Origin of the sequence: Streptomyces sp. 130, from assembly GCF_007096885.1 — a bacterium.
In the GTDB taxonomy this organism is placed as follows: Bacteria; Actinomycetota; Actinomycetes; order Streptomycetales; family Streptomycetaceae; genus Streptomyces.
Window position 1 is genome coordinate 83,720 of the sequence record NZ_VJNO01000018.1, and the last position, 12,712, is coordinate 96,431.

At 73.3% G+C, this 12,712-nt stretch carries 10 protein-coding genes; 3 read left to right on the plus strand and 7 right to left on the minus strand.

Features of this window, described 5'->3' with window-relative positions; genetic code table 11:
• Positions 1-26: 26 nt before the first annotated feature.
• The 5 genes from FKN01_RS17535 to FKN01_RS17555 all read right to left on the minus strand — a co-directional run bounded on the left by FKN01_RS17535 (position 27) and on the right by FKN01_RS17555 (position 6,628).
• Complete coding sequence (locus FKN01_RS17535) at positions 27-2,156, minus strand: 3-hydroxyacyl-CoA dehydrogenase NAD-binding domain-containing protein (RefSeq protein ID WP_143621542.1); 2,130 nt, start codon at positions 2,154-2,156, stop codon at positions 27-29.
• Positions 2,153-3,379: an acetyl-CoA C-acyltransferase gene (locus tag FKN01_RS17540; protein WP_143621546.1), complete on the minus strand. Its 1,227-nt coding sequence runs from the start codon at positions 3,377-3,379 to the stop codon at positions 2,153-2,155. The genes FKN01_RS17535 and FKN01_RS17540 overlap by 4 nt, the downstream gene beginning before the upstream one ends.
• Before the next feature lie 273 nt (positions 3,380-3,652).
• Positions 3,653-4,927, minus strand: coding sequence for a ribonuclease D (locus FKN01_RS17545; protein ID WP_185992877.1), 1,275 nt, complete (start codon positions 4,925-4,927; stop codon positions 3,653-3,655).
• A gap of 113 nt (positions 4,928-5,040) precedes the next feature.
• Positions 5,041-5,703, minus strand: coding sequence for a response regulator transcription factor (locus tag FKN01_RS17550; protein ID WP_018100712.1), 663 nt, complete (start codon positions 5,701-5,703; stop codon positions 5,041-5,043).
• 265 nt (positions 5,704-5,968) lie between these two features.
• The gene (locus FKN01_RS17555; RefSeq protein ID WP_143621548.1) at positions 5,969-6,628 is read right to left on the minus strand and encodes a DUF3000 domain-containing protein; all 660 of its coding nucleotides are present in this window, start codon (positions 6,626-6,628) and stop codon (positions 5,969-5,971) included.
• A gap of 92 nt (positions 6,629-6,720) precedes the next feature.
• Here FKN01_RS17555 and hemE point away from each other — a divergent pair, with 92 nt between their 5' ends.
• Entirely contained in the window at positions 6,721-7,794 is a 1,074-nt protein-coding gene (gene hemE, locus FKN01_RS17560) for a uroporphyrinogen decarboxylase (protein ID WP_143621551.1), read from the plus strand.
• A 23-nt stretch (positions 7,795-7,817) separates the two neighbouring features.
• Here hemE and FKN01_RS17565 read toward each other — a convergent pair whose 3' ends face one another.
• The gene (locus FKN01_RS17565; protein WP_143621554.1) at positions 7,818-9,200 is read right to left on the minus strand and encodes an FAD-dependent oxidoreductase; all 1,383 of its coding nucleotides are present in this window, start codon (positions 9,198-9,200) and stop codon (positions 7,818-7,820) included.
• A 325-nt stretch (positions 9,201-9,525) separates the two neighbouring features.
• Here FKN01_RS17565 and hemG point away from each other — a divergent pair, with 325 nt between their 5' ends.
• Complete coding sequence (gene hemG / locus FKN01_RS17570) at positions 9,526-11,010, plus strand: protoporphyrinogen oxidase (RefSeq protein WP_143621557.1); 1,485 nt, start codon at positions 9,526-9,528, stop codon at positions 11,008-11,010.
• A gap of 4 nt (positions 11,011-11,014) precedes the next feature.
• Positions 11,015-11,749, plus strand: coding sequence for a hydrogen peroxide-dependent heme synthase (hemQ, locus tag FKN01_RS17575; protein ID WP_143621559.1), 735 nt, complete (start codon positions 11,015-11,017; stop codon positions 11,747-11,749).
• Between the two features lie 132 nt (positions 11,750-11,881).
• On the opposite strand, the gene FKN01_RS17580 is transcribed toward hemQ, so the two are convergent.
• Positions 11,882-12,658 carry a TIGR04222 domain-containing membrane protein gene (locus FKN01_RS17580; RefSeq protein WP_143621562.1) on the minus strand — a complete coding sequence of 259 codons (777 nt, stop codon included), beginning with the start codon at positions 12,656-12,658 and terminating at the stop codon, positions 11,882-11,884.
• Between the last annotated feature and the right edge of the window lie 54 nt (positions 12,659-12,712).

Consider the following 12,712-nt stretch of genomic DNA (forward strand, 5'->3'; position numbering starts at 1 on the left):
GCCCCCTTCCAGTCAGGCGCTGAGCGTCACGCCGGAACGCTGGCCACGCCCGCCGCCAGGAACTTCTTCCCGTTCACCCGCTCCGAGACGCCCTCGCGGTCCAGGTACGGCGTGATGCCGCCCAGGTGGAAGGGCCAGCCGGCGCCCGTGATCAGGCAGAGGTCGATGTCCTGGGCCTCGGCCACGACGCCCTCGTCCAGCATCAGGCCGATCTCCTGGGCCACCGCGTCCAGGACGCGGTCGCGGACCTGCTGCTCGGTCAGGACGGTGTCGCCCTGCTTGAGGAGGGCGGCGACCTCGGGGTCGAGGACCGGGGCGCCCGTGTCGTACACGTAGAAGCCGCGCTTGCCGGCCTTCACGACCGCCGCCAGGTTCTCGGAGACGGTGAAGCGCTCCGGGAAGGCGCGGTTCAGGGTCTCGGAGACGTGCAGGCCGATCGCCGGGCCGACCAGCTCCAGGAGCACCAGCGGGGACATCGGCAGACCGAGCGGCTCGATGGCCTTCTCCGCGGTCTCGACCGGGGTGCCCTCGTCGATGACGTTCTGGATCTCGCCCATGAAGCGGGTGAGGATGCGGTTGACGACGAACGCCGGGGCGTCCTTCACGAGCACCGCGGTCTTCTTCAGCTTGCGGGCGACCCCGAAGGCGGTGGCCAGCGACGCGTCGTCGGTCTTCTCGCCGCGCACGATCTCCAGGAGCGGAAGGACCGCGACCGGGTTGAAGAAGTGGAAGCCGACGACCCGCTCGGGGTTCTTCAGCTTCGAGGCCATCTCGGTGACCGAGAGGGACGAGGTGTTGGTGGCGAGGATCGCGTGCGCCGGGGCGACCGCCTCGACCTCCGCGAACACCTGCTGCTTGACGCCGATCTCCTCGAAGACCGCCTCGATGATGAAGTCGGCGTCGGCGAAGCCCTCCGCCTTGTCCAGCACACCGGAGACCAGGGCCTTCAGGCGGTTGGCCTTGTCCTGGTTGACGCGGCCCTTGGAGAGCAGCTTGTCGATCTCGGCGTGGACGTAGCCGACGCCCTTGTCGACGCGCTCCTGGTCGATGTCGGTCAGCACGACCGGCACCTCCAGGCGGCGCAGGAACAGCAGGGCGAGCTGGCTGGCCATCAGGCCCGCGCCCACCACGCCGACCTTGGTGACCGGGCGCGCCAGGTTCTTGTCGGGGGCCCCGGCCGGGCGCTTGGCGCGCTTCTGGACCAGGTTGAAGGAGTAGATCCCGGACCGCAGCTCGCCGCCCATGATCAGGTCCGCCAGGGCCTGGTCCTCGCGGTCGAAGCCGGCGGACAGGTCGCCGTCCTTGGCCGCGGCGACGATCTCCAGCGCGCGGTACGCGGCCGGGGCCGCGCCGTGCACCTTGGAGTCGGCGATGGCCCGGCCGCGCGCGACGGCCTGGTCCCAGGCGTCCCCGCGGTCCACCTCGGGGCGCTCGACCGTGACCGTGCCGTTCAGCACGTCCGCGGTCCAGACGAGGGACCGCTCCAGGAAGTCCGCGCCCTCGAAGAGCGCGTCCGCGATGCCGAGCTCGAAGACCTGCACGCCCTTGAGCTGGCGGTTCTGGTTCAGCGAGTTCTCGATGATCACCGAGACCGCGCGGTCGGCGCCGATCAGGTTCGGCAGCAGCACGCAGCCGCCCCAGCCGGGGACCAGACCGAGGAAGACCTCGGGCAGCGAGAACGCCGGCAGCGCCTTGGAGACGGTGCGGTACGAGCAGTGCAGCCCGACCTCGGCGCCGCCGCCCATCGCCGCGCCGTTGTAGTACGCGAAGGTGGGCACCGCGAGGGAGGAGAGCCGGCGGAAGACGTCGTGGCCGCCCTTGCCGATGGCCAGCGCGTCCTTGCGCTCCTTGAGCAGTTCGACGCCCTTGAGGTCGGCGCCGACCGCGAAGATGAACGGCTTGCCGGTGATGCCGACGCCGGTGATCGCGCCCTCGGCGGCCTCCTTCTCGACCTGGTCGATCGCGGCGTCGAGGTTCGCCAGCGACTGCGGTCCGAAGGTGGTCGGCTTGGTGTGGTCCAGGCCGTTGTCCAGCGTGATGAGGGCGAAGCGCCCCGCACCGGCCGGCAGGTCCAGGTGGCGTACGTGCGCCTGGGTGACGACCTCGCCCGGGAACAGCTCGGCCGCACCCTTCAGAAGCTCGGTGGTGGTGCTCACTTGTCGCCTCCGGCGTTCTCGAAGTGCGGGTTCTCCCAGACGACCGTCGCGCCCATGCCGAAGCCGACGCACATGGTCGTGAGGCCGTAGCGGACCTCGGGATGATCCTCGAACTGGCGGGCCAGCTGCGTCATCAGCCGGACGCCGGAGGAGGCCAGCGGGTGGCCGTAGGCGATCGCGCCGCCGTACTGGTTGACGCGGGCGTCGTCGTCGGCGATGCCGTAGTGCTCCAGGAACGCCAGCACCTGTACGGCGAACGCCTCGTTGATCTCGAAGAGACCGATGTCCGAGATGGACAGGCCGGCCTGGGCGAGCGCCTTCTCGGTGGCCGGGATCGGCCCGTAGCCCATGACCTCCGGCTCGACGCCCGCGAAGGCGTACGAGACCAGGCGCATCTTGACCGGGAGGCCCAGCTCGCGGGCGACGTCCTCGGCGGCGAGCAGCGAGGCGGTGGCGCCGTCGTTGAGCCCCGCCGCGTTGCCGGCGGTGACGCGGCCGTGGGCGCGGAACGGGGTCTTCAGGTTCGCCAGGGACTCCATCGTGGTGCCCGGGCGCATCGGCTCGTCGGCGGTGACCAGGCCCCAGCCCGTCTCACCGGCCTCGGCGTTCGTGCGGCGCACCGAGACGGGCACCAGGTCCTGCTGGATCTTGCCGTCGGCGTACGCCTTGGCGGCCTTCTCCTGCGAACGCACCGCGTAGGCGTCGGCGCGCTCCTTGGTGATCGTGGGGTACCGGTCGTGCAGGTTCTCCGCGGTCATGCCCATGAACAGGGCGGACTCGTCGACCAGCTTCTCCGACACGAACCGCGGGTTGGGGTCCACGCCCTCGCCCATCGGGTGGCGGCCCATGTGCTCGACACCGCCGGCCACGACGACGTCGTACGCGCCGAACGCGATGGAGCCGGCCGTCGACGTGACGGCGGTCAGGGCGCCCGCGCACATGCGGTCGATGGAGTAGCCCGGGACGGACTGCGGCAGTCCCGCCAGGATGCCGGCGGTGCGGCCGAGGGTCAGGCCCTGGTCGCCGATCTGCGTGGTCGCGGCGATGGCGACCTCGTCGATCCTCTTGGGGTCCAGGTCCGGGTTGCGGCGCAGCAGCTCCCGGATGGCCTTCACGACGAGATCGTCGGCGCGGGTCTCGTGGTAGATGCCCTTCGGGCCCGCCTTGCCGAACGGGGTGCGGACGCCGTCTACGAAGACGACGTCCCGGATGGTACGAGGCACGATGGCTCTCCTCCAGGGTGCGGGATGGCACTGCTGCGGGGCGCGCCCGGGGGCACGCCGCTCCGGTCATGCTACTTGCGGGTAACCAGACTGCCCACCCCCTGGTGCCGGAGCGGCGAAGGTCACACGCGGAAACTGCCCGCAGAGCGCCCCTCCGCACACGGCGAATGGCCCGGACGGACTCGTTTTCGAGTCCGTCCGGGCCATGGGGCGGTGCAAGCGGAACCTGGCGTGATCACGCCCCTGCCCCGAGCCGTCGGGGCCGCGTGCCGTTTACGAGGGCCGGGTCAGCGCGCGGTACAGCAGCGGGGCCACCTGCTCGATCTGCCAGTGCCGCGCGCCGTACCCGGCGAGCGCGGACTCCACCGTCTCCGGCGTCGGGTTCTTCGGCGGCTCCCAGCAGATCCGGCGCACCGTGTCCGGCGTGATCAGGTTCTCCTGCGGCAGGTGCAGCCGCTCCGCGAGCGCGGACACCGCGGCGCGGGCCGCCGAGAGCCGGGCGGCGGCGGCCGGGTCCTTGTCGGCCCAGGCGCGCGGCGGCGGCGGACCCGCGAGGGCCTGCCCGGGCTGCGGCAGCTCCGTGTCGGGCAGCGCCTTTGCCCGGTCCACGGCGGCCTGCCACTGCTCCAGCTGGCGCCGGCCCATGCGCGGACCGAAGCCGGTGAGGGCGGTCAGCGCGTGCGTGTTGGCCGGCAGCGCGAGCGCGGCCTCGACGATCGCCGCGTCCCCGAGCACCTTGCCGGGCGAGATGTCGCGCCGCCGGGCGATCTGGTCCCGGGTGTTCCACAGCTCCCGGACGACCGCCATCTGCCGGCGGCGGCGGACCTTGTGCATTCCGGAGGTGCGGCGCCACGGGTCCTGGCGCGGGGGAGCAGGGGGCGCCGAGGCGATGGCGGAGAACTCCTCCTGGGCCCATTCCAGCTTGCCCTGCCGGTCGAGCTCGTCCTCCAGCGCGTTGCGCAGGTCGATGAGGAGCTCGACGTCGAGCGCGGCGTAACGCAGCCAGGGCTCGGGCAGCGGGCGGGTGGACCAGTCGACGGCGGAGTGGCCCTTCTCCAGCGAGTAGCCGAGGACGTTCTCGACCATGGCGCCGAGGCCGACGCGCGGGAAGCCGGCCAGCCGCCCGGCGAGCTCGGTGTCGAAGAGCCCGGTCGGCGTCATCCCTATCTCGCGGAGACAGGGCAGATCCTGCGTCGCCGCGTGCAGGATCCACTCGGTGCCGCGCAGGGCCTCGCCGAGCCCGGACAGGTCGGGGCAGCCGACGGGGTCGACGAGCGCGCTGCCCGCCCCGTCACGGCGCAGCTGTACGAGGTAGGCGCGTTGTCCGTAGCGGTAGCCGGAGGCCCGTTCGGCGTCCACGGCCACCGGGCCCGAGCCCGCGGCGAATGCCGCGATCACCCCGGCCAGGGCGTCGTCGGAGGCCACCACCGGCGGAATGCCCTCGCGCGGTTCGAGCAAGGGGATCGGCGCCGGGGCGACGTCGTCCGGGGGAGCGCCCCCGGTGGTTCGCAGTGATGTGTCTGCTGCGGTCTCTTGGGCGTCGGTCACGTGTCAAGGGTATCTGTGTGTGCGCGGCGCCAGCCGACGGAACGTTCCGTCGGCAGGCGCCATGCACATAATCCAGCCGGTGTCGCACACCGCGCACCGGCCGGGGCGGAGGGTCAGTGGATGATGCCCGTCCGCAGGGCCACCGCCACCATGCCGGCGCGGTCGCCGGTGCCCAGCTTGCGGGCGATGCGGGCGAGGTGGCTCTTCACGGTCAGGGCGGACAGCCCCATGGAGACGCCGATGGCCTTGTTGGACTGGCCCTCGGCGACGAGCCGCAGGACCTCCACCTCGCGGCCGGAGAGTTCGCGGTAGCCGCCCGGGTGGCTCGGGGTGCCGGGGGGCCGGCGGTGCATACGGGCGGCGGTGGCGCCGATGGGGGCGACGCCGGGACGGGCCGGGTGGCCGATGTTGGTGCGGGTGCCGGTGACGACGTAGCCCTTGACGCCGCCCGCGAGGGCGTTGCGCACGGCGCCGATGTCGTCGGCGGCGGACAGGGCGAGCCCGTTGGGCCAGCCGGCGGCTCGGGTTTCGGACAGCAGGGTCAGCCCGGAACCGTCGGGCAGGTGGACGTCGGCTACGCAGATGTCGCGCGGGTTGCCGACGCGGGGACGGGCCTCCGCGATGGACGACGCCTCGATGACGTCACGAACTCCGAGGGCCCACAGATGGCGGGTGACGGTGGAACGGACGCGCGGGTCGGCCACGACGACCATGGCCGTCGGCTTGTTCGGGCGGTAGGCGACCAGGCTTGCGGGCTGCTCGAGGAGAACGGACACCAGGCCTCCTGGGGAGTGGCGGGACGGGCCGGCTCGGGGATGAAGCCGGGGCGAACCGTGCTTGAAGGGTCATTGACTCCTTCGGCAGCAGACCCCTGCTCCTTTAGGGGAAGATCACGATTTGTTGAGTAACAATTCGGGCAAATGGGGTTCTCGGTCGATTCCTGAGAGCGTTTTCCACTGGCTGAAACTGATCGCATGACGGGCTGTCACGCACAGCGGGGCGGCCCGAAGGCCGCCCCGATCGCCCCGGTCACGGCGGGGATCACGGCGCCTGCGGGCCCCGGCGCTGGGGGAGCGTGACCACCGCCGCGTCGACCGGTCCCGACGGCGGCAGGCCCGCGATCTGGCAGAGCAGGTCGCCCCAGGCGACCAAATGGGCCGCCGCGTCCGGCGCCCCGCCCGGGCCCTCGCGCGGGGTCCAGGACGCCCGGATCTCGATCTGTGTCGCGGGGCGCCGGGTCTCCAGCGCGCCGAAGTAGTGCGACCCCGCCATGGTGACCGTCCCGCCCGCCTCCCCGTAGAACAGGCCGCGGGCCTCCAGCGCGCCGGTCAGCCAGGACCAGCAGACCTCGGGCAGCAGCGGGTCGGCGGCCATCTCCGGCTCCAGCTCGGCGCGGACCAGGGTCACCAGCCGGAAGGCCCCCTGCCACGCCTCGTGGCCGGCCGGGTCGTGGAGCAGGACGAGCCGTCCGTCGGCGAGGTCGTCCTCGCCGTCGACGACCGCCGCCTCCAGCGCGTACGCGTGCGGCGCGAGCCGCTTCGGCGGCCGGGTCGGCTCCACCTCCAGCTCGGGGCGCAGCCGCGCCGCGCGCAGCGCGTCCACCGCCGAGCGGAACGCGGACGGGACGGCACCACCCTCCGCGCCGTCCGTGCCGTCAGCGCCATCGGATTGACCGGAGATGTGTCCCTGAGCCGCAGCCATGCGGGGAAGAGTAGGCGGAACGGGGGCTCCGCGCGCGGAAGGACACCCGTGCGGGGCCGGGCTCGTTTCCCGCGCGTGCGAAGATTCTGTGCGTGAGTGCCAACGACCGCCCCTCCGGGCAGCAGACGAAGACTTCCGCCACCTACGACTCGGCGTTCCTCAAGGCGTGCCGGCGCGAGCCGGTGCCGCACACGCCGGTCTGGTTCATGCGCCAGGCGGGGCGCTCGCTGCCCGAGTACCTGAAGGTGCGCGAAGGCATCCCGATGCTCGAGTCCTGCACGATGCCGGAGCTCGTCGCCGAGATCACGATGCAGCCCGTCCGCCGCCACAAGGTCGACGCCGCCGTCTACTTCAGCGACATCGTCGTCCCGCTCAAGGCGATCGGCATCGACCTCGACATCAAGCCCGGCGTCGGCCCGGTCATCGCCGAGCCGGTCCGCACCCGCGCCGACCTCGCCCGGCTGCGCGATCTGACCCCCGAGGACATCCCGTACGTCACCGAGGCCGTCCGGCTGCTCACCGCCGAGCTGGGGGAGACCCCGCTGATCGGCTTCGCGGGCGCGCCGTTCACCCTCGCCAGCTACCTCGTGGAGGGCGGGCCCTCCCGCAACCACGAGCACACCAAGGCCATGATGTACGGCGACCCGGAGCTCTGGGCGGACCTGCTCGACCGGCTCGCCGAGATCACCGGTGCCTTCCTCGAGGTCCAGATCGAGGCCGGCGCCTCGGCCGTCCAGCTCTTCGACTCCTGGGTCGGCGCCCTGGCCCCCGCCGACTACCGGCGCTCCGTGCTGCCCGCCTCCGCGAAGGTCTTCGACGCCGTCGCCGCGTACGGCGTCCCCCGCATCCACTTCGGCGTCGGCACCGGCGAACTGCTCGGCCTGATGGGCGAGGCCGGGGCGGACGTCGTCGGCGTCGACTGGCGGGTGCCGCTGGACGAGGCCGCGCGCCGCGTCGGCCCCGGCAAGGCGCTCCAGGGCAACCTCGACCCGGCGGTGCTGTTCGCGCCGACCTCCGCGGTGGAGGCCAAGACCCGGGAGGTGCTGGAGGCGGCTGCCGGGCTGGAGGGCCACATCTTCAACCTGGGGCACGGCGTCATGCCGAACATGGACCCGGACGCGCTCACGCGCCTCGTCGAGTACGTCCACACCAGCACCGCCCGCTGAACCGGCGCGGAGGCGGGCGCCGCTCAGGCCGTGCCCGCCTTCCGCAGCACCGAGACGGTCTTGCGGGCCGCGACCAGGACCGGGTCCCAGACCGGTGAGAAGGGCGGGGCGTAGCCCAGGTCCAGGGCGGTCATCTGCTCCACGGTCATCCGGGCGGTGAGCGCCACCGCCGCCACGTCGACCCGCTTGCCGGCGCCCTCGCGGCCGACGATCTGCACGCCGAGGAGCCGGCCCGTGCGGTACTCCGCGAGCATCTTCACGGTCATCGGCCGCGCGTCCGGGTAGTAGCCCGCCCGGCTGGTCGACTCGATCGTCGCCGTGACGTACCGCAGGCCCACCGCCCGGGCGTCCTTCTCGCGCAGCCCGGTCCGGGCGATCTCCAGGTCGCACACCTTGCTCACCGCCGTGCCCACCACACCGGGGAACGTGCCGTAGCCGCCGCCGACGTTGGAGCCGATGACCTGGCCGTGCTTGTTGGCGTGCGTGCCGAGCGCGATGTGCCGGGTGTGGCCCGCCACCAGGTCCAGGACCTCCACGCAGTCGCCGCCCGCCCAGATGTTCTCGTGGCCGGTGACCCGCATCGCCAGGTCGGTGACCAGCCCGCCGTGCGGTCCGAGCGGCAGCCCGGCCTCCCGGGCCAGAGCCGTCTCCGGCCGCACCCCGATGCCGAGCACCACCACGTCCGCCGGGTAGGACGCGTGATCCGTCACGACCTCGGCGGCCCGGCCGTCCGGACCGGTCCTGATCCCGGTGACCTCCGCCCCGTTCACCGTGGTGATGCCGAGCCCGTCCATCGCGTCGTGGACCATGCGCCCCATGTCCGGGTCGAGCGTGGCCATCGGCTGCTCGCCGCGGTTGAGGACGGTCACCTCGTAGCCGCGCTTCAGCATCGCCTCGGCCATCTCGACGCCGATGTATCCGGCCCCGACGACGACCGCGCGACGGCCCTCCGTCCGTTCCAGGGTGTCCAGCAGCGCCTGCCCGTCGTCCAGGGTCTGCACCCCGTGCACCCCGGCCGCGTCCATGCCGGGCAGGTCCGGACGCACCGGGCGGGCCCCGGTGGCGATCACCAGCTTGTCGTACCCGGTCCAGTACGCCTCGCCGGACTCCCGGTCGAGGGCGCGCACCCGCTGCCCCGCCACGTCGATCTCCGTGACCTCGGTGCGGGTGCGCAGGTCGATGTCGCGGGCCCGGTGCTCCTCGGGCGTACGGGCGATGAGGTCGTCCCGGCCGGTGACGTCGCCGCTGACCCAGTAAGGGATTCCGCACGCGGAGTACGAGGTGAAGTGGCCCCGCTCGAAGGCGGTGATGCTCAGCTCGTCCGGGCCCCTGAGCCGCCTGGCCTGGGACGCGGCGGACATTCCCGCCGCGTCCCCGCCGATGATCACCAGTCGTTCCGCCGCCATGCCGGGTCCCTCCGAAGCCTTGACGAAAGCACCCACGCTACGGGGCGGCCCGCGCCGGCGGCACACTCACTCGCCCTTCGCGCCCCGGCGGCGCTGCGCAGGCGTCCGGGAACCCCGGGCGAGCAGCGCCACCGGGGCCGCCTGACGGCTGCTCAGTTCGCCTTCCGGTGTGACCACCTCGGCCGGCCCGCCGGGTGGCGGTCCGGCCGGTGACGTCCCCGGCCGCCGAGGTGCGGGAGGCGCGCTTCCCCGCGGGCGGACCCGGGAAACCCGGTTTCGAACCGGCCACGGCCGGGACTCGGAACCGGTTTGAGAGAGTGGAGCCATGCAGCCATCCACACACCGCGCGGACCGGGCCCCCCGCCATGTCGTCGTCATCGGCGGCGGCATCGCCGGGCTCGCGGCCGCCCACCGGCTCGTCGGCGCCGGGCTGAGGGTCACCGTCCTGGAGGCGACCGACCGGCTCGGCGGCAAGCTCATGACCGGCGAGGTCGCCGGCGTCCGGGTCGACCTCGGCGCCGAGTCCATGCTCGCCCGCCGCCCGGAGGCGGTCGGCCTGGCCCGTGCCGTGGGACTCGGCGACCGCCTCCAGCCGCCCGCCACGGCCACCGCCGCGCTGTGGACGCGCGACGCGCTGCGCCCGATGCCCAAGGGCCATGTGATGGGCGTCCCGGGTGACCCGTCCGTCATGGGCGAGGTGCTGTCGGCCGAGGGGCTCGCCCGGATCGCCGAGGACCGCGAGCTGCCCCCGGCGGTGATCGGCGAGGACGTCGCCGTCGGCGCGTACGTGGCGGACCGGCTGGGGCGCGAGGTCGTGGACCGGCTGGTGGAGCCGCTGCTCGGCGGGGTGTACGCGGGGGACGCCTACCGGATCTCGATGCGCGCCGCCGTACCGCAGCTCTTCGAGACCGCCCGGGAAGGCGGTTCCCTGCTCGACGGGGTCGCCCGCCTCCAGGAGCGGGCCGCCGCCCGGCAGCGGACCGGGCCCGTCTTCCAGGGCATCGAGGGAGGCATCGGCAGCCTCCCGGGCGCCGTCGCCGACGCCGTGCGCGCCGGGGGCGGCGAGATCCGCACCGAGACGCCCGTGCTGGGCCTGACCCGTACCGCCGAGGGCTGGGACGTCCGCACCGACACCGGGGTCGTCTCCGCCGACGGCGTCGTCCTCGCCGTCCCCGCCTGGTCCGCCGCCACCCTGCTCGCCGCCGAGTCACCGGGCGCCTCGGCCGAGCTCGCGGGCGTCGAGTACGCGTCGATGGCGCTGGTCACCATGGCGTTCCGGCGCTCCGACGTGACCGGCACGGCCTTCGACGGGCGCTCCGGCTTCCTCGTACCGCCGGTCGACGGGCACACCATCAAGGCCGCCACCTTCTCCACCCACAAGTGGCAGTGGGTGGCCGACGCGGCCCCGGACCTGTTCGTGCTGCGGACCTCGGTCGGCCGGTACGGCGAGGAGGAGCACCTGCACCGCGAGGACGGCGAGCTCGTCGGCGTGTCCCTGCGCGACCTCGCCGCCGCGACCGGACTCACCGCCCGGCCCGTGGGGACCGAGGTCACCCGGTGGATCGGCGGACTGCCCCAGTACCCGGTGGGCCATCTCACCCGGGTCGCCCGCATCCGCGACGAGGTGGCCAAGCTGCCCGGGCTGCGGGTGTGCGGGGCGGTCTACGACGGGGTCGGCATCCCGGCCTGCGTGGCGAGCGCCCACCGGGCCGCGGACGAGATCGCCGGGGACCTCGGCGGGGGTGTCACCGGGGAGATCACCGCCACCCCCACCCTGGTTCAGGGCACTCGGAGCGAGGCGGGACAATAGCCGTATGAGTGCACCCGAGACTGCGACATCAAGCAAGGCTCCGAACGCCGGCAAGAAGGCCAAGGACCTCAACGAGGTCATCCGCTACACGCTGTGGTCCGTCTTCAAGCTGCGCGACGTCCTGCCCGCCGACACCGACCGCGCGGCCGTGTCCGGCGAGGTCCAGGAGCTGTTCGACCAGCTCGCCGGCAAGGACGTCACCATCCGCGGCACGTACGACGTCTCGGGCCTCCGGGCCGACGCCGACCTCATGATCTGGTGGCACGCGGAGACCGCGGACGAGCTCCAGGAGGCGTACAACCTCTTCCGCCGCACCCGGCTCGGCCGCCACCTGGAGCCGGTCTGGTCGAACATGGCGCTGCACCGCCCCGCCGAGTTCAACAAGTCGCACATCCCGGCGTTCCTCGCCGACGAGACGCCGCGCGACTACGTCAGCGTCTACCCCTTCGTGCGCTCGTACGACTGGTACCTGCTGCCCGACGAGGACCGCCGCCGCATGCTCGCCGACCACGGCAAGATGGCCCGCGGCTACCCCGACGTGCGCGCCAACACCGTCGCCTCGTTCTCGCTCGGCGACTACGAGTGGATGCTGGCGTTCGAGGCGGACGAGCTGTACCGCATCGTGGACCTGATGCGTCACCTCAGGGCCTCCGAGGCGCGGATGCACGTCCGCGAGGAGGTCCCCTTCTTCACCGGCCGGCGCAAGTCGGTCGCGGACCTGGTGGCCGGGCTCGCCTAGCGAACGGGCTTGTGACCACCCCAACCCGGAAGATCAGACGGCGGGCATACGGCACTTCGTGCCGCCCGCTGGTCCAGCGACACCGGGTTCGGCTCAGCGGTGCGGCGCGCTTCGGGCGCGCCGCACCGTTCGTCATTCCAGGCCCAGCCGGCCGCGTACGCCTGCCCGGCCGGTCAGCGCGGCCCGCAGCGCCGGGTCGTCCACCGCTTCCACCCCGCGCACCGCGACCGTCACCAGCGTGTCCCCCGTCGCGCCGTCCCCCGGCACCGCGCACGCCGCCAGCAGCCGCTGCCCGTCCGGGGAGGCCCACGCACCGTAGGGGTGCGCCTCGATCCGGGCTATGGCCAGGCAGCCCAGGGTCAGCGTGAGCGGCAGCGCGAACCACACCGGCCTCGGGGCCACGCCCCCGCCGTCGGGTGCGAGCAGGGCGGCGGCGCCCAGCGCGGCCACCAGCAGCGCCGCCCCGCGCACCGCCCGCACCGCCGAGGCGACGTCCGCCCCGCGCGGGACCGCCAGCCCGGCGGCGACGAGCCGGTCGGCCACGGCGCGTACGGCGTCGGCGGCGGCGGCCGACGCGCGCACCGGCGCTATCGGCGACTGGCCCTCCGGCCCTATGGCGCGGATCACCGTACGTTCCACCTCGTCGCGGCCCTCGGGGTCCACGACCGTCGCCCACCCGGTGTGGGCCAGCAGCAGCCGGCGCCGCAGATGCATGGAGACCAGCGCCAGGTCCGCGACCCTGCCGGGCCCGCCGGCCAGGAACGCCGCCTCGTACAGCGTGAGTTGCCGTCCGCGCCCGCCGGTCGCACCCTCCGGCCGCCGGGCCGCGCGGGCCCCGGCGAGACAGAGCCTGGCGCAGGAAAGACCCGCCGCACCCCACGCGACCAGCAGCAACAGAAACGGCACCATGCCGGATTTCTATGCCGGAACCGCCCGTTGCGCCATAGCTTGTCCAGCAGACGG

What these genes read in the sequence shown, in the direction of transcription:
- FKN01_RS17580 (WP_143621562.1), bottom strand. Translation starts at nt 12,658, where the DNA reads ATGGTGCCGTTTCTGTTGCTGCTGGTCGCGTGGGGTGCGGCGGGTCTT.
- hemG (WP_143621557.1), top strand. Translation starts at nt 9,526, where the DNA reads ATGCAGCCATCCACACACCGCGCGGACCGGGCCCCCCGCCATGTCGTC.
- FKN01_RS17565 (WP_143621554.1), bottom strand. Translation starts at nt 9,200, where the DNA reads ATGGCGGCGGAACGACTGGTGATCATCGGCGGGGACGCGGCGGGAATG.
- FKN01_RS17555 (WP_143621548.1), bottom strand. Translation starts at nt 6,628, where the DNA reads ATGGCTGCGGCTCAGGGACACATCTCCGGTCAATCCGATGGCGCTGAC.
- hemQ (WP_143621559.1), top strand. Translation starts at nt 11,015, where the DNA reads ATGAGTGCACCCGAGACTGCGACATCAAGCAAGGCTCCGAACGCCGGC.